20 protein-coding genes are annotated in these 24,204 nt (G+C 58.4%); all 20 read right to left on the minus strand.

The annotated features are described in order from the left end of the window. Positions 1–9 precede the first annotated feature (9 nt). Positions 10–363, minus strand: coding sequence for an Hpt domain-containing protein (locus tag BM186_RS14335; protein WP_017679165.1), 354 nt, complete (start codon positions 361–363; stop codon positions 10–12). 29 nt (positions 364–392) lie between these two features. Next, entirely contained in the window at positions 393–2,081 is a 1,689-nt protein-coding gene (locus tag BM186_RS14340; protein ID WP_074916096.1) for an ATP-binding SpoIIE family protein phosphatase, read from the minus strand. Positions 2,082–2,083: 2 nt separating this feature from the next. Then, complete coding sequence (locus BM186_RS14345; RefSeq protein ID WP_074916098.1) at positions 2,084–2,389, minus strand: STAS domain-containing protein; 306 nt, start codon at positions 2,387–2,389, stop codon at positions 2,084–2,086. 85 nt (positions 2,390–2,474) lie between these two features. Then, complete coding sequence (gene fliJ, locus BM186_RS14350) at positions 2,475–2,924, minus strand: flagellar export protein FliJ (protein ID WP_059391453.1); 450 nt, start codon at positions 2,922–2,924, stop codon at positions 2,475–2,477. Between the two features lie 46 nt (positions 2,925–2,970). Beyond that, positions 2,971–4,317, minus strand: coding sequence for a flagellar protein export ATPase FliI (gene fliI / locus BM186_RS14355; protein WP_017679162.1), 1,347 nt, complete (start codon positions 4,315–4,317; stop codon positions 2,971–2,973). Further along, the gene (gene fliH / locus BM186_RS14360) at positions 4,307–5,107 is read right to left on the minus strand and encodes a flagellar assembly protein FliH (protein ID WP_074916100.1); all 801 of its coding nucleotides are present in this window, start codon (positions 5,105–5,107) and stop codon (positions 4,307–4,309) included. Before fliH ends, fliI begins: the two co-directional genes overlap by 11 nt. Before the next feature lie 3 nt (positions 5,108–5,110). Continuing rightward, positions 5,111–6,127 carry a flagellar motor switch protein FliG gene (gene fliG, locus BM186_RS14365; protein ID WP_072425685.1) on the minus strand — a complete coding sequence of 339 codons (1,017 nt, stop codon included), beginning with the start codon at positions 6,125–6,127 and terminating at the stop codon, positions 5,111–5,113. Beyond that, on the minus strand, positions 6,120–7,901 hold the full coding sequence (gene fliF / locus BM186_RS14370; RefSeq protein ID WP_074916102.1) for a flagellar basal-body MS-ring/collar protein FliF: 1,782 nt from the start codon (positions 7,899–7,901) through the stop codon (positions 6,120–6,122). Before fliF ends, fliG begins: the two co-directional genes overlap by 8 nt. Positions 7,902–7,911: 10 nt before the next feature. Continuing rightward, positions 7,912–8,241 (minus strand): flagellar hook-basal body complex protein FliE, encoded by a 330-nt coding sequence (gene fliE, locus BM186_RS14375; RefSeq protein WP_017679158.1) that lies wholly within the window; start codon positions 8,239–8,241, stop codon positions 7,912–7,914. Between the two features lie 214 nt (positions 8,242–8,455). Then, complete coding sequence (gene fleR, locus BM186_RS14380) at positions 8,456–9,871, minus strand: sigma-54-dependent response regulator transcription factor FleR (RefSeq protein ID WP_074916104.1); 1,416 nt, start codon at positions 9,869–9,871, stop codon at positions 8,456–8,458. 3 nt (positions 9,872–9,874) lie between these two features. Next, on the minus strand, positions 9,875–11,089 hold the full coding sequence (locus tag BM186_RS14385; protein ID WP_074916106.1) for a sensor histidine kinase: 1,215 nt from the start codon (positions 11,087–11,089) through the stop codon (positions 9,875–9,877). Between the two features lie 225 nt (positions 11,090–11,314). Beyond that, positions 11,315–12,790 carry a sigma-54 dependent transcriptional regulator gene (locus BM186_RS14390; RefSeq protein WP_017679155.1) on the minus strand — a complete coding sequence of 492 codons (1,476 nt, stop codon included), beginning with the start codon at positions 12,788–12,790 and terminating at the stop codon, positions 11,315–11,317. A gap of 259 nt (positions 12,791–13,049) precedes the next feature. Next, a complete protein-coding gene (gene fliT, locus BM186_RS14395; protein WP_072425689.1) occupies positions 13,050–13,343 on the minus strand; it encodes a flagellar protein FliT in 294 nt (97 codons plus the stop codon). A 21-nt stretch (positions 13,344–13,364) separates the two neighbouring features. Continuing rightward, the gene (fliS, locus tag BM186_RS14400; RefSeq protein ID WP_024307695.1) at positions 13,365–13,745 is read right to left on the minus strand and encodes a flagellar export chaperone FliS; all 381 of its coding nucleotides are present in this window, start codon (positions 13,743–13,745) and stop codon (positions 13,365–13,367) included. 112 nt (positions 13,746–13,857) lie between these two features. Next, positions 13,858–14,250: a flagellar export chaperone FliS gene (fliS, locus tag BM186_RS14405; RefSeq protein ID WP_021489641.1), complete on the minus strand. Its 393-nt coding sequence runs from the start codon at positions 14,248–14,250 to the stop codon at positions 13,858–13,860. A gap of 3 nt (positions 14,251–14,253) precedes the next feature. Next, complete coding sequence (fliD, locus tag BM186_RS14410; RefSeq protein WP_074916108.1) at positions 14,254–15,723, minus strand: flagellar filament capping protein FliD; 1,470 nt, start codon at positions 15,721–15,723, stop codon at positions 14,254–14,256. Between the two features lie 76 nt (positions 15,724–15,799). Continuing rightward, positions 15,800–16,192 carry a flagellar protein FlaG gene (locus BM186_RS14415; protein WP_074916109.1) on the minus strand — a complete coding sequence of 131 codons (393 nt, stop codon included), beginning with the start codon at positions 16,190–16,192 and terminating at the stop codon, positions 15,800–15,802. A gap of 72 nt (positions 16,193–16,264) precedes the next feature. After that, positions 16,265–17,815, minus strand: coding sequence for a flagellin (locus tag BM186_RS14420; RefSeq protein WP_074916111.1), 1,551 nt, complete (start codon positions 17,813–17,815; stop codon positions 16,265–16,267). Between the two features lie 252 nt (positions 17,816–18,067). After that, positions 18,068–18,718, minus strand: a complete 651-nt coding sequence (locus BM186_RS14425) for a class I SAM-dependent methyltransferase (protein WP_074916113.1) — start codon at positions 18,716–18,718, stop codon at positions 18,068–18,070. Between the two features lie 43 nt (positions 18,719–18,761). Further along, entirely contained in the window at positions 18,762–24,026 is a 5,265-nt protein-coding gene (locus tag BM186_RS14430; protein WP_074916115.1) for a glycosyltransferase, read from the minus strand. Between the last annotated feature and the right edge of the window lie 178 nt (positions 24,027–24,204).

The raw sequence follows: 24,204 nt of genomic DNA on the forward strand, positions 1-24,204 counted from the left end.
TGAAAGGCGTCAGACGCGATAGCGCTGACGCTCGGATTTGAACAGGATGCGGACGATGGCGAACTCGCGCTCGATCTGCTCGATCAGGGCTGGAGCCGGCTCCAGGGCCTCGCGCCGCCCCGCGTCCTCGAGCTCCTTGCACAAGCTGGCCAGAAGCACCGCTCCCATGTTGCTGCAGCTGCCCTTGAAGCTGTGCGCAGCCAGGCGCAGGCCCTGCGCATCACCTTCGGTCGCAGCTACATGCAGCAGACGCAGACGCTCCTCGGAATCGGCCACGAAGGTATCGAGCAGAATCGGGTATTCGTCCTCCATGACGTCCTGCAGGGCCGCCAGGACGGCTTCGTCGAGATGGATATCGGACACCGGGTCACTCCCTGAACAACAGCGTCGCATTATGCCTCAGAGGACCAGCAAAACTCCACGCTGACTCCCTGGCCAACCGGGGCAATCTGGAAACCGTCGCTGAGCTGACGAACCAGGGCAAGACCGCGACCACACAGGGCTTCGTCACCAAGCGCCATAACGGTGACCGGATCGAATCCGGGACCACTGTCCTCGACCCGGACGATCAGTCGCCCTCCCCCTTCTTCCGGCAGCATCTGCAAATGAAATCGTACATAGCCATCCTGCAAGGACGCCAGACGTAGACGGCGCTCCCGATAATATTCGGCAAAGCCACTGGCATCCTGCTTGAGCGAGGAATCCAGTCCCATTACCCCATGCTCCAGGGCATTGGAATAGAGCTCGGCGAGCACGGTATACAGCTCGCCCCCACGCGGCCGCAGCGCCCGCACGTCCAGCAGCAGCTGCAGCAAAAATGGCAGCGGGTTGAAGTGACGCAGGCTCAGCGCTCGAAACTCGAAACTGGCCGACCAATCCATCACGCTGCTCTGACCGCTGTCGGCAAAGGCCAGTGGGCGAGGATGCTCGTCGTCTTCGGCCAAGCCGACCTGAACCATGCTGACGTCATCTTGTTGCTCGCCGCGGAACGCCGCCAGCGCCAGCTGGATTTCCTCGAACAACGCCTGCGGTTGACGATTGGCGTCCAGAAGCTCGAGCAGGCGCGCCTCGCCGAATAGCTGGCCTTGCTGGTCACTGGCCTCGAGCACGCCATCACTGAGCAGGAAAATACGATCTCCCGGCGCCAGCGGATAGACCTCACAGCGATCACTGAACGCCGCTGGTTCGAGGATTCCAAGGGGCAGATGGCGTGACACCAATGACTGACGCGGGCGACCATCGCCATGTAGCAGGTAGCCATCTGGCAACCCACCACTCCACACCTCGAGCAAGCCGCGCTTGCTGCTGATATTGAGCACGGTGGCGCAGCAGAAAACGCCCACCGGAAGGATGCGCTTGAGCTTGGCGTTGATCTCGCGAAGGATCTCCGCAAGGGCATGACCTTTGGCCGTCATGCCGTAGAACACCTCGGCCAGCGGCATCGCGCCAATAGCCGCCGGCAAACCATGACCAGTGAAATCGCCCAGCATCACGTGCATGCCGCCAGACGGTTTGTACGCCGCCAGCAGCAAATCACCATTGAACAGCGCGTAGGGCGACTGCATGTAACGGATGTTTGACGCATCCAGGCAGCCGGAATGCGCCACCTTGTCGAATACCGCCTTGGCCACACGTTGCTCGTGCAGCAGATGCTCGTTGTGCTGGGCGATCAGGTCGCGCTGTTGCAATACCGTGTCGTGCAGACGGCGCAGACGATCCATCGCCCCGATCTTGGCCTCGAGTATCACCCGGTTATAGGGCTTGGCGAGAAAGTCGTCGCCGCCGGCCTCAAGACAACGCACCAGCGCTTCGCCCTCGGTCAACGACGTGAGGAAGATGATCGGCACCAGCGCCTCGCCGGCCTGATCCTTGATCCGCCGCGCCGCCTCGAAACCATCCATCACCGGCATCAGCGCATCCATCAGCACCAGATGCGGACGCTCCTGCTCGAACAGGGCCACCGCCTCCAGGCCATTGCTGGCGGTCAATACGCGGTGGCCCTGACGACTGACGATGGTGGACAACAGCATGCGGTCGGCCGCGTTGTCCTCGGCGATCAGAATGGCAAGTCGGTCAGGCATGCTCAGCTGATCTTGAACAACTGCTCGAAGTTGGAGATGGCGAGGATCTTGCGCACGTCACTGCTGCAGTTGAGCAGGCTGATCTGCGCCGAATCGCCGCCAGCATGGTCACGCAACAGCAGCAGCATGCCCAGTGCCGAACTGTCCAGATAGCTGGTGTCGCGCAGGTCGACCTGATAACGCTTGGGTGTCTGATTGACACGCTCATAGGCGTCACGAAATTCCTGGTGGGAGGCGAAGTCGAAGCGTCCTCGAATCACAATGGTCAGCTCTTGCCCGTCGGCCGAGGGCTGCGAGGTAATGGCCATGTCTACTCCTTTGTCGAGACTCTGCCAGATAGGGCAATTCACGTTTGAAGGTGTAGCATCTGGTCGGCGACGAAACAACCTCTATTCAGGGTTCACCACGGTCGATCAGGCGTTGCGCCAGCTCGTCGAGCAGTTTCTGTTCGCGCTTGTCCTCGGCCAGTCGGGCTTCGTCAATGTAGCGCTGGACCAGTTTGCGCAGTCCCTCGAGACGCGCATAGCGTTGCTGCCAAACGGCGCGCACCTTCTCCAGATTGGCGCGATGCCACTCCAGACTTTGCTGCTGTTGGCCGACCGCCGTCTCCAGCTGCGACAGAAAGCGCTGGTAGTTCATCAGCCACTGGCCGGAAACGCCCTTGCTGCCCTCACTGATCCACTGCTGCTGGTAATCGCCACGGAAACGTTCCAGCTCACCCAGCTTGGCTTCGGCCTGGCCGACCAGTCCCTGGCAATGCCCGAGCTGGCGCGCGGCCTCGCGCTCGGCCTTTTCTGCCATATCGACGACCGGCTGCAGACGCTTTGCGCGACTGAGACTCATCGATGCACGACCTCAGCGATGACGAGAAATATCCTGATCAACGCCATCATTGCCCCAGCACGGCAGCCAGTTGCTCACGGCTCTGCGGCATGCCCACACTTTCATCCAGCCCCTGACGCAGGTACTGAGCCATGACCGGCTGGCGGGCGATGGCCTGATCGGTATCCGCGTCGCCGCCCGGAACATAGGCACCCACACTGATCAGATCGCGACTCTGTTGATAGCGCGACCACAACTGCTTGAATCGCTGCGCCTGCTTGAGCTGCTCCGGCGGCACCACTTGCGGCATGACCCGACTGATCGAGGATTCGATATCGATCGCGGGATAGTGCCCCTCCTCGGCCAAACGGCGTGACAGAACAAAGTGCCCGTCAAGCACACCGCGCGCGGCATCGGCGATGGGGTCCTGCTGGTCATCGCCCTCGCTCAGCACGGTGTAGAACGCGGTGATCGAACCGCCGCCGGCCTCGGCATTGCCGGCACGCTCGACCAGCTTGGGCAACTTGGCGAACACCGATGGCGGGTAGCCCTTGGTCGCTGGTGGCTCACCGATAGCCAGAGCGATTTCACGCTGGGCCTGGGCATAGCGTGTCAGCGAATCCATCAGCAGCAGAACGTTCTTGCCCTTGTCACGGAAGTACTCGGCGATGCGTGTGCAGTACTGCGCCGCACGTAAACGCATCAGCGGCGCTTCATCGGCCGGCGAAGCCACGACCACGGAACGCTTGAGACCCTCTTCGCCGAGGATCTCGTCAATGAACTCCTTGACCTCACGCCCGCGCTCACCGATCAACCCGACCACGATGATCTCGGCCTCGGTAAAACGCGTCATCATGCCCAGCAGCACCGACTTGCCCACACCGGTGCCGGCGAACAAGCCCAGACGCTGACCACGGCCAACGGTGAGCAGACCGTTGATCGAGCGAATGCCGACGTCCAATGGCTGGCTGATGGGGTCGCGGTTGAGCGGGTTGATGGTCGGGCCATCCACCGGCACCCAGTCCTCGGCCTTCATCCCGCCCTTGCCATCCAGGGCACGACCGGTGCCGTCGAGCACCCGGCCAAGCATGGACATGCCCATGGGCAAGCGGCCGGCATCGGGCAACGGCACCACGCGCGCGCCAGGCGCAATACCCGCCAGACTGCCCGCCGGCATCAGGTAGATCTTGCCTCCGGAGAAGCCCATCACCTCGGCCTCGACCTGAACCGGGTGGTAGCTGTCTTCGTTGATGACCAGGCAGCGGCTGCCTATGGCCGCGCGCAGCCCTTCGGCCTCCAGGGTGAGACCGACCATACGCAGCAGGCGGCCTTCGAGTATGGGCTGGCTGGGCAGGCTGATCGCATCGCTGTAGCCCTCCAGGCGCCGGGCGAAGCTCACGCGATCAACGCGCATCGTCGCGGTCCAGATCCAGATTGATGTCCGCTTCCGGCGGCTGGGTGCTCTGCGCGCGCTGCTGTTCGAACAATTGCTTGAGTGCCTGCGCCATGCGCGTCTCGACGCTGGCGTCGATCTGGCTATGCTCCGACTCGATGCGGCACCCACCTGGCAGCAGGCTGTCGTCCTCAAGGATGCGCCAGCTTTCCTCATGACGCTCGCGCAGTGCCTTGATCGCCTCGAAGTCCTGGGGGTTGACCTGGATACGCACGTTGCCCGCCCCCATCGGCAGCAGCTTGAGCGCTTCGCGCAACACCTGGCGAATCTGACTGGAGTCGGTGCTCAGTTCGCGCTGGATCACCTCGCGCACCATATGACTGACCAGACGCACCATGGCCACTTCCATTTGCTGGTCCTGCTCGGCAATCGGATCGAGCAACTGCGTCATGAGCTTTTCCAGGCTGCCGACCTTCAGCGCCAAGGCCGCGTCGGCCTCCTGCTTGGCCTTGATCTGGCCGGCATGAAAGCCGTCCTTTTCGCCGGTGGCGAAGCCTTCGTTGTAGGCATCCTGGCGGATGGCTTCGAGTTCATCGAGCGTCAGAGGTTTGACATCTTCGAGTGCGACCTCTTCGACCTGCGCTGTGTCCTGCGCCTCGACCTCGGCAGAAGGCTGCACCTGTTCATCAGCAGCAGCTTCGGCTTCTTCCGGTTCTTCACCCGGCGCATCGAAGCTGGGCAACGCCCAACGGTCGAACGTGCCGAGATCCTTGGCGCGAATCAGCTCGCTCTCAGACTCCTTGGCAGCCATGGCTTAAACCATCTCCTCGCCACCCTTGCCGCCAAGCACGATCTCTCCGGCTTCGGCCATACGCCGGGCGATGGTGAGAATTTCCTTCTGCGCCCCTTCGACATCGCTGACGCGCACCGGCCCCTTGGCCTCCAGGTCGTCGCGCAGCAGCTCGGCTGCACGTTTGGACATATTCTTGAAGACCTTGTCCTTGATCGCGTCGTCGGCGCCCTTGAGCGCCAGTACCAGCACCTCGGAAGAGACCTCGCGCATCAGTGCCTGGATGCCACGGTCGTCGACATCGGCCAGGTTGTCGAAGACGAACATCAGGTCTTCGATCTGTGTCGACAGGTCTTCGTCCACCTCGCGAATGGAGTCCATCAGTTGACCTTCCACCGAGCTGTCGAGGAAGTTCATGATGTCCGCCGCACGCTTGACGCCGCCCATGGTGGCGCGCGTGGTGTTGGCGCTGCCGGAGAACTGCTTCTCGAGGATCTGGTTGAGTTCCTTGAGCGCGGACGGTTGCACGGTATTGAGCGAGGACACACGCAGGATGATGTCCAGGCGCACCTTGTGGTCGAAATGGCTGAGCACTTCACCGGCCTGGTCCGGATCGAGATAGGCGACGACGATGGCCTGGATCTGCGGATGCTCGTAGCGGATCACATCGGCAACGGCACGCGGCTCCATCCACTTCAGGCTGTCCAGGCCACTGGTGCTGCCGCCCAGCAGGATGCGGTCGATCAGATTACCGGCCTTGTCCTCACCCAACGCAGAGGTGAGCATCTTGCGGATGTAGGCATCGGAACCCACACCGAGGCTGGTCTGGTCACCGACGATATCGACGAACTCGGCCATCACCTGCTCGACCTGCTCGCGATGGATATTGCGCATGCCGGCCATGGCCACACCGACGCGCTGCACTTCCTTCGGCCCGAGGTGACGCAACACCTGTGCGGCATCGGTCTCACCCAGCGAAAGCAGCAGAATCGCAGCCTTGTCGACCTTGTTCAGCTTGGTAGCGGTACGATTGTCACTCATCGGCGTTGATCCACTCTTTGACGACCTGGGCGACGCGGCCAGGATCTTCCGCTACCAGACTCTTGATAGCGTTCAGCTGTGCATCATACCCCTCGCTGGGGCTCGGCAACATGATGCTCTGCGGCCCGCCGAGGCTGACGCGATCGTCGGACAGCTCGCCGTCCAGACCTGCCATTTCGCCCAGTTCCACATCGCCGGAACCTGCCAGCTCCTTGCCCCTGCCGCCGGTGATGTTGTTGAGCACCGGACGCAGCACACCGAACACCAGCACCAGTATGAACAGTACGCCGAGCACCTGCTTGACGATGTCCCAGAACCAGGGCTGGGTGTAGAACGGAATATCGGGGATCTCTTCACCCAGCGAAGCGGTAAAGGCGGTATTGATCACGCTGACGCTGTCGCCGCGGCTGGCATCGAAGCCCACCGAATCCTGGACCAGACGGGTAAAGCGCGCCAGGTCATCGGTCGTCCACGGCACCCGGCTGCTCTCGCCAGTAACCGGATCGACACGTACCTGGTCATCCACCACCACCGCTACCGACAGGCGACGCAGGCGCCCCTGCTGCTGACGGGTGTAGCTGATGGAACGATCCAGCTCGAAGTTGCGGGTCGACTGCTCACGCTTGTCTGCCGGGTATGGCGCCAGCATCGGCTGGCCGGTTACCGGGTCCATGATCTGCTGGCCATTGGCGTCGACCAGCGGCTGACCCGCAGCAACCGGGCCGGCCGGGGCGGCAGCGCCTGCGGCCTGCTCTGGCGCGGCAGCCGGACCAGGTGGCTGGTTGGACAACGCACCCGGCACGCCCTGCGGCGGCAGGCTGCTCTGACGCTGTTCGTTGACCTGTTGCTCGCTGCGCAGCGCGGGCTGATCCGGGTTGAACATTTCGGAGGTGGACTCAACCGAGCTGAAATCCACGTCAGCCGAGACTTCCGCCTTGTAGCGACCAGTGCCCAGCACCGGCTGCAGAATGTTGTGCACGCGCTGGGTGAACAGCGTTTCCATGCGACGGGTGTAGTCGAACTGCTTGCCAGCCATGGTCAGCTCGGACAGCTCCTGCTGATCGGAGAGCAGATTGCCCTTCTGGTCGACCACCGTGACCTGGCCCTTGTCCAACTCGGGCACGCTGGTCGCCACCAGGTTGACGATCGCCATGACCTGGCTGGGCTCCAATGCGCGCCCCGGATAGAGTTCGACCAGCACCGAGGCAGACGGCTTGCGTTCGTCACGCACGAACACCGAAGCCTTGGGCATGGCCAGGTGCACACGCGCCGCCTTGACGTTATTGAGGCTGGCCACCGTACGTGCCAGCTCGCCCTCAAGACCGCGGCGATAGCGGGTCGCCTCCATGAACTGGCTGGTGCCCAGGCCCTGCTCACGGTCGAGAATTTCGAAACCGACGCTGTTGTCGGTGGGCGCCACGCCAGCAGCCGCGAGGCGCATGCGCGCACGCGCCAGATCGTCAGCCTTGACCAGTAGCGCGCCGGAGTTGGGCTCGATGGTGTAATCGATGCCGGAAGTGGTCAGGGTATCGACCACCTGAGAGGCATCCATACCGTTGAGGCTGCCATACAGCGGACGATAGTCCGGTTGCTGTGACCAGAGCACCACGGCAAAACCGATCGCCACGCTGGCAGCCAGACCGACCAACAGGCCGAGCTGACGCAGCACCGACATCTCCGCGAGGTTTTCCAAGAAGCTAAGGCCCAGCAGGGGCTTCTTCGGCTCACCTGGCTCGGCCTTGGCCGGTACATTTGCTACTGCTGCTTCAGCCATGAATCAACCCTCAGACCGGCATCTGCATGATGTCTTGATACGCCTGGACCAGCTTGTTACGCACCTGGGTCATGGCCTGGAAGGATACGCTGGCTTTCTGCGAGGCGATCATCACGTCGGTCAGGTCGACCCCGCTCTGCCCCATCTCGAAAGCGGTCGCCAGTTTATTGGAAGCCTGCTGGGTCTCGTTGACCTTGTTCACCGCCTGGCCGAGCATTTCCGAGAAACTCGGCGCCCCTTGCACTGGCTCGCTCACTGCAGGTTTCTGACGCGCCATGGCCTCAGCCTGCATGGAACGCATTTCCAGCATCAAGCGATTGAATTCGACACCTTGGCTCATGACTTCCTCCACTGCCCGCTTTTTGACACTAGCGGCGCTATGCAGGGGTATTTGCAACAAGAGTGCCAAAAGAGCAGCCACAGGCTACAAGCTTCAGGCAGCAAGGAGAGGCAGCCCGAAAACGGACCTCTCGAAGGGTGAAGCGAAGACAGCAAACCAGGCGCACAGAAGTGGCCCGGCTTGCCCAAGAAGGTAGGACTCTGGCAGAGCCGGATCAGCTGGCGTACAGATAAGCCTCGACATCCATGCCGGCATCACGCATCTGCGCCAGCTTGTAGCGCAGGGTGCGCGGGCTGATACCCAGGCGCTCGGCGGCTTCCTTGCGGCGACCGCGTTCGGCACGCAGGGTATCGATAATGACCTGAAACTCGCGACGGCGAAGATCCTCCCCCAGCGCGCCGGTATCGACCGCACTCGGCGACTCGACCGGTTGCGCCATTGGCGGCGCAACGCTCGGTACCACGGCCAGACGCGGGGCCGTACCCTGCACCGATTGGCCGATGGGCGCATGCAGGCATAGATCCTGCGCCTGAATCACCCCCCCCTGCTGCAGGATCAATGCGCGTTGAATGGCGTTGTCCAGTTCGCGCACATTGCCCGGCCACTGATGCTGTACCAGGCTCTGCGCGGCCGACTCGGACAGACGCACCGGCACCTGATTCATTTTCTTGACGTGTTTGGCCAGCAGTCGTTCGGCCAGCGGCAGAATGTCGGCAGGCCGCTCACGCAGCGGTCGCCAGGCCAGGGGAAATACCGACAGACGATAATAGAGGTCCTCCCGGAAGCGCCCCGCCGCCACCTCACTGGCCAAGTCACGGTTACTGGTGGCCAGCACGCGAATATCCAGGTTGATCGGTTTACGCGCCCCGACCCGCTCCACCTCACGCTCCTGCAACACACGCAACAACTTGGCCTGCAGCCCCAGCGGCATTTCGGAAATCTCGTCGAGCAGAATGGTGCCGCCATCAGCCAGCTCGAACTTGCCTGGCTGCGCGTTGACCGCACCGGTGAATGCGCCCTTCTCATGCCCGAACAAGGTGGCCTCGAGCATGTTGTCGGGAATCGCCGCACAGTTGATGGCGATAAAAGGCCCGGAGGCGCGCGGTGACTGCTGATGGATATAACGCGCCAGCACTTCCTTACCGGTGCCGGACTCGCCGGTGATCATCACCGTCGAATCACTCTGCGCCACTCGGGACGCCAGCTCCAGCAGCTGCACGCTGGCCGGCTCGAGCGCCACCGGACCGTCACGATCTCCCGCCGTCAGTTTTCCGAGTGCATGTCTGGCCACCAGCTCCAGCAACGTGCGCGGCTCGAACGGTTTGACCAGGTAATCGGCCGCCCCCTGGCGAATCGCATCCACCGCCCGCTCCACCGCGCCGAAGGCCGTCATCAGCAATACCGGCAGTTGCGGATAACGACTACGAATCTGCGCCAGCAGTTGATGACCATCCATGCCCGGCATGTTGACGTCACTGACCACCAGCCCGAACGGCTCTTCGGTCAACGCGACCAACGCCGCCTCGGCGCAATCGACCGCCCGATAATCATGCCCGCCCAGGCACAGGGTATCGGCCAGAGCTTCGCGCAGCGCGCGATCGTCTTCAACCAGCAGGACTTTGGCAGCCATGGGTTACTCCTGATTCGAGTGAGGCGCTGCACCTTGCAGCGGCAGAGAAACGATGGCGCAGGTACCACGACCCACACGCGATTGCAGCAGCAGCCGGCCCTGATGAGCACGGGCCACTGCCTTGACCACCGCCAGGCCGAGGCCGGTACCGGTAGTCTTGGTGGTGAAGAAGGGCTCGCCCAGGCGCGCCAGGGTTTCCCGGCTCATGCCTGGCCCGTTATCGCTGACGCACAGGCGCAGCTGGCTGTCGCGGCGATAGAGATGAACCTTCAGGCGCGCATCACGCCCGGCAGCCTGAATGGCGTTGTCGATCAGATTGAGGACGGTGCCGACCAGCGTGTCGCGATTGCACAGCAACTCGCCGTCGCGCACATCGCACTGCCAGCGCACGGCCATATCGCCCACATGCGCATCGGCAGCGGCACGCAGCGCGTCGAACAGGACCGATGGCGACAGGCGATCCGGCAACGGCAGCTCGCCCCGGGCGAAGATCAGCATGTCGCGCACCTGGTTTTCCAACTCGTGCAGCCGCTCCTTCAAGCGCCCGGCGAAGCGCTGCTGCTGTTCGGCCGGCAGTACCTGCTCGTTCAGGTGGCTTGCATAAAGCAGCGCAGCGGAGAGTGGCGTACGGATCTGATGCGCGAGAGAGGCGACCATGCGCCCCAGCGCCGATAGACGCTCATGGCGAGAGAGCTGATCCTGCAGGCGACGGGTTTCCGTCAGGTCGGTCAGCAGCACCAACTGCCCCGGTTCCCCGTGCAGAGAACGGGTGGCAATGGACAGACGCCGGCCGTCGCGCATGGAGATTTCGTGACCATCGTCTTCGCGCGGCGCGAAATTGCGAGCAATCACCTGGCGCCAGAGCATACCCACCAGTGGCTGGCCGAGCAGCGCACGCGCGACTGGGTTGGCCTCGCGCACGACGCCCTGACCGTCGATGACGATCACACCACCAGGCAGCAGATCCAGCAGGCTTTGCAGGCGATGGGCCAGACGTTCCTTCTCCGCCAGTTCCTGCATACGCTGAGCACTGACCAGCGCCAGTTGCCCCTTCAGCTCATTGATCCGCGCTTCCAGCAAGCTGTAGGACTCGCTGAGCTGATTGGACATCTGATTGAACAGGGCAAAGGCCTGCTCCAGTCCTGCCCGGCTGGCTTGCTCGAGCGGCGCCGGAACGCCTGGCTCGGCTGACTCGGTAGGACGACGGTTAGCTTCCATCTGCTTCTCTCATACGACGCACCGTCAGAAGACGGTCGGATACAAGAGCTTTAGCAATCCCCGTGCCTACTTTTTTCTATTTATTTATCAAGTACTTGAAAAAACAAAGCCGGAGCTCGCGTCAAAGCTCCGGCTTTCGGGTCAGCAATTACTCGTAGGGCGCGCCGTGCGCACCAGCCCTACAGAATCATGGCCTGTGCCACTGCGCGGCCGCCCCCAGACAAGTCAATCCTCGTCCTGACCATCCTCTTCGCGGCGGCTCATGCCGTACTTGCGCATCTTCTCGACCAGCGTGGTACGACGAATACGCAGGCGCTCAGCCGCACGCGCCACCACGCCACCCGCATCATCCAGCGCCTGCTGGATCAGGCCCTGCTCCAGATTGCCGAGGTAATCTTTCAGGTCCAGCCCCTCCGGCGGCAGCATGGCGGGCGTATCGAGGCCCGGCAGACCGGCCATGATCGCAGCGCGCTCTTCCATTTCATCACGCAGGCTGGCGGCAAGCTGCTCATCCTCGTCATCGACATGACGGAACTTCTTCGGCAATTCGCCCACCCCGATCACACCGTAGGGATGCATGATCGCCATGCGCTCCACCAGGTTGGCCAGCTCGCGCACGTTACCTGCCCAGTCATGACGGCACAGCGACATGATGGCGGCCGAATTGAAGCGAATGGAGCCACGCTTCTCGTGCTCCATGCGCGAAATCAGCTCATTCATCAGCAGCGGAATATCTTCGATACGCTCGCGCAGCGGCGCCATCTCGATAGGGAAGACGTTGAGGCGGTAATACAGGTCCTCACGGAAACTGCCGTCCTCGATCATCTTCTCCAGGTTCTTGTGCGTGGCAGCGATGATGCGCACATCGGCGGTCTGCGTCTTGTTGCTGCCGACACGCTCGAAGGTTCGTTCCTGCAGCACCCGCAGCAACTTGACCTGCATCGGCAGCGGCATGTCGCCGATTTCATCGAGAAACAGCGTACCGCCGTTGGCCAGCTCGAAGCGCCCTGCCCGACTGGTGATGGCTCCAGTGAAGGCGCCCTTCTCATGACCGAACAACTCGCTTTCCAGCAACTCGGCCGGAATGGCACCGCAGTTGACCGGCACGAACGGTGCCTCGCGACGCTTGGAGTGGTAATGCAGATTGCGCGCTACCACTTCCTTGCCGGTTCCGGACTCACCGAGGATCAACACACTGGCCTCGGTATCGGCGACCTGCTGCATCATCTGCCGCACCTGCTGAATGGCACGACTGGTACCGACCAGGCTGCGGAACAGATTGGGCTCGCGCTGCCGACCACGATCACGGGCCTGGTCGTACATCTCGCGATAGACCTGGGCACGGTGCAGCGAATCGAGCAGCTTGTTATAGCTGAGTGGAGTTTCCAGGCTCGCCAGCACACGCCTGCGCAGATCTTCCGGCCACTCGACAATGCTGGAGTCGCCAACCGTCAATAGCGGCAGGAATTCATCCCAGCCAGCAATCTGCTTGGTCAGCTCGAGCGCCCCACCCTTGGCCTCGACATCGCCCAGCAAGACGCTGAGCACTTCGCGACTGGAAGCGAGCTCGGCCACAGCATTGCGCCAATCCTGGCTGGTACAGGCCAGATGCTCTTCCCCGAGAAAACTCAGAATGATCGCCAACTCGTGGCGGCGCGCAGCATTGTCATCGATCAACAGGATTTTGGTTTCACGCCACATCTTGTGCTTGTCTGACCCGAGAAGTGAGGGAAATTGCGCGCCAGATCTTCGACACGCACCGGCAATTAGCCACTAGTAAAGTCAAAAAATTGAAGTCAGTCAATTTTATGGCGTAACTTTTTTGCCCGCCAATGGAATTAGCTAAGCACCTGTTTGCAGAGCCGGGTAGTGGCAACCGAGAAAAAAGAAAGAGAAACGCAAGCGGAGAGAGGGACAACCGAGCCGAACCTGCTGGTTAAACTCGGTAAACATCAGGTTATCAGCCGAAAAGCTGATAAACCTTGGCCCCCTGGTGGGATTGATTGAGCTGCACCAATTCGCCTGCCAGACGCCGCTGCTCGGTCTGACAAACGGTCACCAGCTCACGGTAAAGTGACAGTAGATTTTCCAGGCCACTGCGCAGTTCTTCTTCGTCGTGACTATCGACCATAGCAGCATCGACTACCATGCGGCACTGCAGATCGAGCTCGCCAATCGCGGCCCAGTCCTGTTTGGCCAGAGCATCACGCAGGGCCGAGCCGGTCGCTTGCAAACGCTGGACGGATGAACTCATTCGCTTCTCCTCCGATGCTCGCTACTGAGCGATAGCATCCCAACCCTGTTTGACGTTACGCAGCAGCCCCGAAACTTCTTCGAGAAGCTCCGGCTCGTTGCTCACATTGGCTTCGGTCAAACGGGCGATCATGTATTCATACAGGCTATCGAGGTTACCGGCCAGCTCGCCACCTTGCTGGTGGTCGAGACTCTCGCGCAGTCCCGCGATGATGGCAATACTCTTGCCGATCAATTCACCTTTTAGCGCTGTCTGTCCGCGCTCCATGGCACCACGTGCCTGAGCGATGCGAGACAAACCACCCTCCATCAACATCTGGATCAGTCGATGAGGGCTGGCCTCTGCGGCCTGCGCTTGGTTGTTGACGGTCTGATACTGCTTGAGGGCCGCCATTGCGTTCATAGTCGCTCTCGCTCTACCGATGGGCTGATACTCCAGGTATCGGCCCTGCGATTCAAAGCTTTAACGCTTTTGTCGCTGAAACGGCCCAGCCAAACCGAAAAGAAACGATTGGTCAGCCAGCAGTCGCCGGCTCGACCTCTGGCCCAATGGCATCCCAGGCACTCTTGATATCACCCAGCAGCGCCTGAACCTCTTCCAGGGTGCGCGGCGTATCGTCCAGAGCGACCCCCGCCAAGCGGCGAGTCATATAGTCGTAGAGCGCATCCAGGTTCTCGGCGATTTCACCGCCCAGCTCCTTGTCCAGAGCCGCTTGCAGCACACCCAGAATGGTGATGGTGCTCCCCACCGCCATGCCGCGAATCTCGGTATCACCCTCGGCCTGGGCCTGCTTGGCCAGCATCACACGTTGCAATGCACCTTCGAGCAACAGCTGTACCGTGCGATAAGGTGACACTTCCTGGCTGGTCTTGACCTGCTTGTAGGCGTCTATCGGATTCTTACCCATTACTTAATCCTTTTTCACGAAACCAGGAAGGTTGGCGAGCATGCCACTCAAACTTTCACTGGTACGGGTGAGCTGCCCTACCAGGGAGTCCATGGCGTTGTACTGGGCATAAAGACGGGTTTGCAGGCTTTCGACACGCTTGTTCAGGCTTTCGCGCTGAGAGTCAACGCTCTTCAAGGTATCGCGCAAGGCACTGTCACGCTGTTTCAATACACCATCGGTCGCCACATAGCTGGATACAAAGCCAGACAGACGCCCCATCAAACCGTCACTGCCAGTGAGATAAGCACCCACCTGTTCGAAATTGGTGTCGAGTGCCTTGGTCAGCGTGGCATCGTCGAGAGACAACTTGCCATCTTTGCCGGTAGTGATACCCAAGTCGGCCAGAGCACGCACACCGGCGTCTCCGCCACCGGTCATCTTGACAATTTCATTGCGCAAGCCAGACAGAACGCTGCGCACCGTGGAATCACCAACCAGAGGGCCTGCCACAGGCTTGGAACCTTCCACTTCGACGACCGCAGTGAGCTGCGCCGAGGAAGTGATCAAGGCGTTGTAGGCATCGACAAACTTCTGCAGGTTGCTCTTTACGCTCGACTTGTCGACACCAACGGTGAGATTGATGGTCTTGCCATCGGTCAGATCGGTAGCACTCTGGGCCGCGACAAGATCAAGCGTAACGCCTTCGAGCGCATCCTCGATCTTGTTGCTATCACGCACCAGTTGTAATCCGTCGATGGTGAGCTTGGCCGACTTGGCCTGACTAATCACCCCCCCCGCGCCAGTGTCCGAGCTGGGCTTCAGGAAAGAGCCAGCATTGTCGGGGTCTGCGACAGGCGAGAACGCCTGAGTCGTCAAGGCATTGCCGCCGGTCGTTTCACCATCTTCGGTAACCGCTACCTGAATGTCATTGCCTGCGCCAGTCTTGGTCGAGCTCAGCACCAAGCGGGAACCGGAATCATCGGTAATGATGGTGGCACTTATACCGCTGTCTTTCCCGGCTTCGTTTATCGCGTCACGCATACCAGCAAGCGTGTTGTTGGCGGCGGTTACATCGACACTGATGCTGGTATTGCCAGCGGAAATCTCCAGCGTACCGCTGTTGAAAGTAGCCGGGGCGTTACCCACACCCGAGACAGACTGCAGGGCAACCTTGCTGCTGGCAGCCAATTGCTGAACCTGAACGCTGTATGTGCCTGCAGGCGCAGTTGTGGTAGCAGTAGCCTTGAGCACGCTGCTATTGGAGGTGCTTGCAGTGCGGGACTCGAACAGAGAAGGCTTGTTTAGGGCGTCGAGGGCCGTCTTGAAGGAGTTCATCGCACCAGTGAGGGTGCCAATTGCAGAGATACGGGTAGTGGTCTGCTTCTCAAGATTGTCGAGCTGGTTGGTCTTCGGCGCTTTCTCGGCATTGACCAACGCAGTGACAATCTCGTTGATGTTGAGACCCGAACCGATTCCCGTAATACCCGCCATGATCTTGCACCTCGTCAAAAATCCGACTGCACCCTGTCGTTTGAAGAGTATCAGTCAAAAATCATGCCAAGACGTTTTATGCCTCGGCTTGAAACAAAAGGCTGCGCACCTCTGACAGATTTTCTGCCAATTTCAACGCTTCCTCCGATGGAATCTGTCGGATCACATCGCCCGACCCGGCATCCGTTACCTTGACAACCACACGTCCAGAGCCGTCATCGACTGCAAAGTTGATACTGCGACGAACCGACTGCACGAACTCCTGAATGGTCGCTACCGCATCCTCGACCTGTTCACGGCTCACCTCCTGAGCGGGAGTGACCGCGCGCGCAACAGACTGGTCATCAGCAGGCGAAACCGCTGTGAGATTGGAAAACCCTTGTTTCTGCCGAGTTTCGGCAGCATTGGAGACGCCACCATCACGGACAACAGTAGAATTGACCTGGGGCTTTATTGAGCTGACGTCCATAAATTACTCCTCAGAATGAGGTAACGGGGAGAAGAGCCAGGCCCTTCCCCCCGTAGTCTAGCGCCTTTGACCTTAGCCCAGCAGGCTGAGTACGGCCTGCGGCAGCTGGTTGGCCTGAGCCAGGATCGCAGTGCCGGCCTGCTGCAGGATCTGATTCTTGGTCAGTTCCGAAGTTTCGGCAGCAAAGTCAGTGTCGCGAATCCGGCTACGAGCCGCCGAAGCGTTTTCTCCGATATTCTGCAGGTTTGCGATGGTGTTCTCGAAGCGGTTTTGTACAGCACCCAGCTGAGCACGCTGGCTATCGATATTGGAGATCGCGCCATTGATGATACCCAGAGCATCTTGCGCACCGAAGGCAGTGCTGATGTCTATGGTATTAACCGCATTCAGTACGCTGAAGGCAGAGCCACTAGCAACTTGGCTCTCATTATCGATGATCTGGAAAGCATCAGCCGCTTCGAAGCGAACCTCGCCATCTACGCGGAAGCCCTGACCGCTTGTGACAGTACCGCTGCCGTAGGCGGTTTCACCAGTAAAGTCATAAGCGGTGATGGACGCACCACCCGAGGTAGTTGCGAGTTCACCGAGCACGATGGCATCACCACGCGAGCTGACCAGCTCAATCTCGTTACCTTTGGATATTGCAGAGATGCCTGTTTTGCCAGTCTCTTTGTTGATAGCGTCAGCCAAAGCAGACAGATCAGTTGGATCCTTGATCGTAGCGGAGATGCTCACCCCATCCTTTGCAGTAGTCTTACTGTTAGCTCCAAACAATTTGAAAGAAATCGTATTCAAACCATCAGGGTTGCTAGCACCACTGGCCGCCGCCTCAAAGCCTCCCAGGCGTGCCACAGTACGCGCCTGAGCAGTAACACCAGTTTCATCGCTCTTGCTGTTAACCGAACGAGCAATCTCGCTCGCGGAACCACTGGCAGTGCGAATGATATCCGTACGGCCGTTGGAGAACTTGGACTCAATCTGGAAGGCGCCCGACGCAGTGTAGACGCTACCAGAGGTATTGGCAGTGAAAGAGCCGGAAGCAAAAGCACCGCTACCAATACCGGTGGAAGGTGTATAACCAGACCCACCCGCTTGAGTGGTGTGACGGTTGATACCAATACGATCAGTAGCTGCCGAACCTACAGAAACATTGATGGTTTCGAAGGCATTTGCACCAACCTGGAAGCTTTGCGAACCGAAGGAGCCGTCAAGAATCTTGCGACCGCCGAAGCTGGTAGTTTCTGAAATGCGGTTCAGCTCTTGCTGAAGCTGAGCAACTTCGCCTTGCAGTGCTGCACGCTCGGTAGCGCCATTAGAGCCGTTAGCGGCTTGCAGAGCCAAATCGCGCATACGCTGCAGGATGCCAGTGGACTGCTGCAAGGCACCTTCTGCAGTTTGCGCCAGGGAAATCCCATCGTTGGCGTTACGGGTAGCGACACCCAGGCCATTGATCTGACTGGTCAGGCGGTTGGAAATTTGCAGACCGGCAGCGTCATCCTTAGCGCTATTGATGCGAAAGCCGGTGGACAGGCGCTGGAGAGAAGTATCCAGACCTTTAGATGATGCTCCAAGGTTACGCTGAGTGTTGAGGGACGCAACGTTAGTGTTGACTGTAAGGGCCATGGTATTGCCTCCAGATGACCGTAAACCGTTTGTCTGAGCTTGCGAGCTCGGGCCTGCATGCTCAGACGCCCAGAGAGTTCGCATTCAGCCTTTGTATCGGCGGCATCTGGAACAGCTTTAGCCTTTTTTAAGGTTTCACTTTATTTTTTTATTTCTATGAAAATCATTGAGTTGCGAGCGTACGCCAGAAAAAATCAGGCATATGACACCAATTTGTCTAGCAGACATGGGTGCCATGTACCAGGCATTTCGTCAGTGACGAGTCTTGTGCAGATAGAGCTGCCCCAGCGGAGCTCTGATCACATCCATTTTTCGATAGTTGATGTTCACGAAGGAATCAATGGCGAGCTTGGGAGATCGCAGGATGTCCTTGCCATACGGCAGATTCTCATACCAAAGGTAATCATCGAAGATCAGCACCCCTCCAACCTTCAGTAGCTTAAAAGCCAGAACTGCATCACTGAGCACATCTGGAGCCTGATGAGATCCATCTACATAGATCATATCGAAGTAACCGCTCCACCCTTCAGCGACGAGCTTCGCCAACGCAAGATCGGACATGCTCTTGTGCAACGTGAGATTGACGTTGTGCTCCACCGTAGAAGCCGCCAACTCGATATTGTGTAGAAAATTCTGCTCGATCACCGACATATCCATCGGCGCCGCACCACCAGGCTGGTGCTCAATTCCGCCCTCCCAAGAATCGACGCAATGCAACTCGATATCTTTCTGGCTCGCCACGCTTTCAATGATGTAGCAGGCGCTACGCCCCTCAAACGAGCCAATTTCCAGGAAACGAGCAGGATTCAATTGGCGAAAGATATCGTCCCAGATGTGCTTTTTCGAGCTGAACCAGTCAACCGTGAACCGATAGCCTTCTTCAGCATTAGACCTATTTGTCATTCGCTACTCTCCAATCAGTGAGCCTGATCTACAGGCCCAGCCATCAATCGGCAGTCCAAGCGGAATGCCAGGCTGCAACGTTGTGTTCTTCCAGCATCCAATCGCGCAGGACCTGCTCGCGGAGCAGATCCCCCCGGCGAGCGGTTTCATCCAGATCATTTATGTGCTGGCGAATTGCATCAACCCAGTCCTTGAAGCGGTTCTTGACACGAGTAACAGGCAAATCTCCACGGTAGCAATGCAGGTCACTGCAGATAACTGCAAAGCCACAGGCACCGTACTCCAGCAAGCGCAGGTTGCTCTTGCACTCGTTGAACAAGTTCTGCTCTACCGGCGCCAGCGCCAGATCCAGATCCAAGCTTGCCAGCATGGCAGGGTAGCGATTTATCTCCACCCCGGAGTGGAACTCATGTACATAGGGTCGAATAGCAGGCGGACACATGCCGAAGAAGACCCACTCGACTTCATCAGCCAGTTCTTTCACCACATCGCTGATCAGCTCCAGATCACCGCTATGACTGACACCTCCCGCCCAACCGACACGAGGCTTACGACCTCGACGCCGCTGGCTGGAAAGCCCCTGCCACCATTCGACAGGCAACCGGTTCTCGATGACCCGGATATTGTCATGCAAACCCGAGAATGCATCAGCCAGACGATCCGTCGAGACGACAAAGCGATCAACGAAGCTCAACCCCTTGCGTAAAGACTTGAGAATGTCCTTCGGCATGTGCTCACGATGCACACTCTTCATGGGCAAGTTGGGCAGGTAGTCATCGAGCTCATAAATCTTGAATGCATGAGAGAACTTCTTGATCCGCCTCATGGCCTCGAGGCGCTCATCACCAATCTGTCGTTGTAGCACGATGACATCCGGGTCATAGCGCTCCAAGTCGACGACCTGCAAAAGGCCGGGCGACAGCATTCCGTCGATTAACCCTGCCTCCTTCTGAGCCTTGAACGGGCGAATGATCCGGTAGTTGCCACACCCATGAGGGTCAGCAGGGTGAGCCAATACCACTGGAAGTGGACGCCAAGTCAATGGACGCCAAGTCAGTTGAACATCTGGTTCAACCTCAAAACCTTTTCCGTTGACTGAGAAGTTACGGTTGTAGGCGGAGTCGTTAGCCAAAAGACTCAGCCAGCGCTCATACATCACATCCTGCTCTGCAATGAAGCGCTTACGCTTGAGCTCGAAAGCAGCAGTGTCGACCTTGGTCTGACTGACGCTACCTTCGTGCAGTACCACAGCATGTGGCGTCCATACCGTCAGGTATCCTGACTCACGGGACTTTAAACATAGATCAACATCGTTATAGGAGACTTTAAATGCCTCCTCATCCATACCGCCGACCTCGTCATACACCTCTCGACGAATCATCAAGCAGGCAGCGGTAACCGCATTGTAATTCTGCGTGACCTGCAGGCGCTGCATATAACCCGAAGCATCAGAAGCTTCGCCAATGAATGGGTGATCAGCGGGGCCGCGTAGCCCCAGGATGACACCTGCATGCTGAATGCGGCCATCAGGGTATAGCAGCTTGGCACCAACGATCCCGACTTCAGGGCGCTGAGCCTGATTCAGCATTTCCTCAAGCCACTGTTCCTGAACTATTGCAGTATCGTTATTCAGCAACACCAGATATTCGCCACGAGACTCCCGAACAGCCATGTTGTTGATGGCTGCATAATTGAATGGATGTGGGTAACGCAGCACCCTCAGTTTTCGCTCGTCGAGTTCGGAAATAGCTTGGAGCCACTCACGAGCTTCAGGGGTTTGACTGTCATTATCGACAATCAGAATTTCGAAATTTTGATAATGGGTCAATTCCAACAACGACTCGACGCACCGCTGCACCATCGGTAACTGATCCTTGGTCGGGATAATTATCGACACAAGCGGATGATTAGAGTGTCGATAATCGATGCGATAGCGGCCCGGCAAGTGAGCTAGCAATTCTCCGTCATAGCCACGCGCCCTCAGATGTCGAATGAGGGTGGCCTGCTCGTCACTGTTGTCTTCCAGACGCGGCGCGTCGGTGATCAGTAGCGGCTCATCCAGATGAGCCAAACCGGCAACGCCATCTTTCTCGATAAGGCGCAATAACAAATCAAATTCGATGGCATCCGGTATTTCCAGTGAATAGCCGCCAAGCGCAACAAACAAGTCTCGGCGAATCAACCAGTGGCGTGCCATCGCCGTTGGGAAACTTAGCAAATAATCCAAGTTGAAGCCGGGACGGAAGGCCGCGCCCAGACTACCGTCAGCCTGGCGGTACAGCTCATCACCATAAAGCGCGCGACAGTCAGGTTGGCGGATCAACTCTAGAGCCGCCATCATCAAGCCACTCGCCGTGAACTCTTCACCTGAGCGAACCAGCATGAACCAGTCAAAATGGCTCTCGATCACCACCTTGTTGATTACTGCCACTGGGTTATTCGACTCAAGCTGAACAAAGTGGAGCTTGTCCTCCACTGTAGTTTTTGGCACATCACACGGTGTCAGCGCGATTATCTTCAGAGTTGCGTATAGCCCTCGCTCCAACCCCAAGCTCTTGATCGTGCTCATCAGCTTGCCCGTATCGCCTTCGCGATCCAGCACGACTATTCCCAGCGTGGGGCCTCCAGCATGCTGCTGAAGGTATTCATCAATCAGATGGTTCTCGATCTGCGTAGGCAGTCGGGCTGCAAGCCATTGAGAGAGGAACTCGGTCTTCTCTGCTCCAAGCAGGGTATTTGCCGCCAACACGGGCGAATCAATCGGGAGCCCTCCTTTCAGATCGGCAATCGTTTTCTGAGCCTGTTGCAGCGCCTGCCGCAAACGCGTGGGAGACATACGCACTTCCAGCTTCGAGGCCTTGAGCGACTCGACGCTAGAGTTGTAGATCAGGACTTGCCGCTGAAACTCAACTTCCTTGGCCAAGCAGGCATCGACATCGACCTCCTGGCCAATCAATCGACTCACCACCTGACCAGCCAGCTCTGCGACTCCCAGTGGCGTTCCGGTTTCGGGCTGCACGACAGTGCCGACTCGCGCTAGGCTGTGAAAAACCCCGCGGAACAGTGGCAACGTCAGATCAATCTCCGACCAGAGTTCCCACTCCAGATCAAACAGAACCCCATTCCCCTTTGCATCAATTATCAGGTTGAACGGCGTCGCATCGAAAAAACGTCCTGGCAGCACGGAATGGGGACCATTCTTGCGTACATGCTGGAGCAACGTCTGCATCATGGGCCTCAGCCAATCGGCCAGACGCGCACTCCCCCACCCCTCGCGATTAACCAAGGTCAGCAGTGAGTTGAACAAGATTTCCCCGTCTTGAAGGGGTTCTATCTCGGCAAACTGCATCCATTTGGGCCGCGTGGAGGCACTTGCCAGCAAACGGCGATGAACCTGTAAGGTATCATCCTCGCAACGGATACTGACCTCCTTACTCAATGCACGACGGCGCCCCTGAGAGTAGGTGTATGCGACCCCGTGCCTATCAGATGTCCAGTTGCCTGCCCCCTTTTTTGCAACGATGAAGAATGAGTTGGCCATGTCCCCAACCAAACCGTTCTCCACCAGGCCACGGTAGGCCGCGCCTTCGGAAAAGGTCCTTTGGTAATTGGCATTCTGGACAGGTGCAAAGGCGCTGGACAGGAGATTGATCAAGACAGCCGGAGGCTGCTGCAGAGCTAACTCACTCAACACCAGATTGGGTAATTTGTAATCTGGATATGGGTAGTAGAACTCAAGGTTGGAGAACTCCGCCTGTTCAAGAATCCTGGCCAGATCGCGGCGACCGAAAGTCACGGCTTCCCCATCACCATACAGACTCTCAATCCCATAGAAAGGGATGCCCTGATGATCTTCGTAGGCTCCAGCCCAGTACTTCAGCCCCAACTTGTTTTCGATAGCGATCAACAAAACGCCATCAGGCTTGAGGAACGAACGAGCCAGTGCCAATGCTGCGCCCACCGGATCAGGCCCACCGATGAACTTTCGGCTGTACTCCAACACGCCTATTAGCGTTACGACATCAAACTGCTCGTTGGTCTTGAAGTCTTGAAAATTGTCGTTGTAGACCCTGACGTTTGGCAGGTCACGGCAACGCGCAGCAGTAATGCCTGCACGGCGCCTGCTGCCTTCTACACAGGTCAACTCACACCCGAGCTCACCTAGAAAGCGGCTTATTGCCCCGCACCCCGAGCCCAACTCAAGCACCTTCTTACCGCGTAAACTATTTTCTATTGGCCGAAAAAGGTTCGCTCTTGCCGGACTCAGGTGATATAGCGTCGGCCAATTCGAGATATATTGCAGCAACTCTTCAGAGCCAGTCGAGATATCACGGCTTGAGCTAATGGCGTTATAAAGAAAGCCCTCAATAGCATCACCATCGCTATAGCCGAAATGGGCATTGCGCTCGCGGCAATACACCCGACTCTGCGTATCGTAGCTATAAGGACTGGCCTCCGACTCCGAGAACGCAACAGAATTGGCGCCACCTGCCAGAAGCCGATCTCGACATTGGACAATGACGTCATCCTCGACGCTATTGAGCCGTGAGTCACGTAACGCGAACTCCTCCCAGCTTCGTTTACCATGAGAGTCAGCCTTGCCTTTGGCAAACTTCTTCCGACATTCCTCCAGCGATTTGCTCCAGTAATGGTTCAGGCGCAAACGCTTGACAGAAACAGAAGACGTGAAAGGCCCTGGCACTGGACGGCGCAGCTCATCCACTGCACACAATCCCGCCCTATAGATAAAGAAATGCGGATTTATGCAATCAACTACGAACTCAGGCTGAACGATACTCTTGACGTGGCAGTTGATAGGTACATAACCCTGCCCAGGTAAGCGTAGATGCTCGTACGGAATCACGACATCCAGCTCGCCGCGAAGCTGATAGCTATCCAGAACACCAGCCTGGGGAGCACTCTCATGACCAGCCGAGCCAAACATAACCCAGTTCACAGCAACGGCCGGATGTTCCGCATATTCGTTCAGAACGTCAGATACAGACTGCTGACCAGGAGAGAAGAGAAATTCATCGAGATCAATAAACGCCAGCCACTGACTCTGCGCACCGAAACGACTGAGGCAGTCTTTGTATGCAGATAGCTGCCCAGGTGTTTGCGGCCACTCAACCAATGTCACTACCCCGTCGGCAAGGGGTTCACGCAACCGCTCAAGGTAGTCATCAGTGCTGTTGTTGTTATAGAGGAAAAAGTGCTCGACCCCTATCAGGCGATGGAAATCTATCCATTCACCCAGGTACTCCGCTTCATCCTTGAACACAGCACAGATTGAAAGCTTGTATCCCATACCTACCTCTAAAATTTTTGGCTCTGAAGCCGCTCTCCTCAAGACAAACCTAATCATGTTTGTCCGACAGCGCAGTCAGAATTCTGGCTCTATGACCTGGCAAGCAATTTACCAGCCAACTGCGACAGCAGCGACTAGGTCGAATTACTGATTCAGCGATAGGAAATATGTTCGGGCA

Source organism: Ectopseudomonas toyotomiensis (assembly GCF_900115695.1).
GTDB lineage: Bacteria > Pseudomonadota > Gammaproteobacteria > Pseudomonadales > Pseudomonadaceae > Aquipseudomonas > Aquipseudomonas toyotomiensis.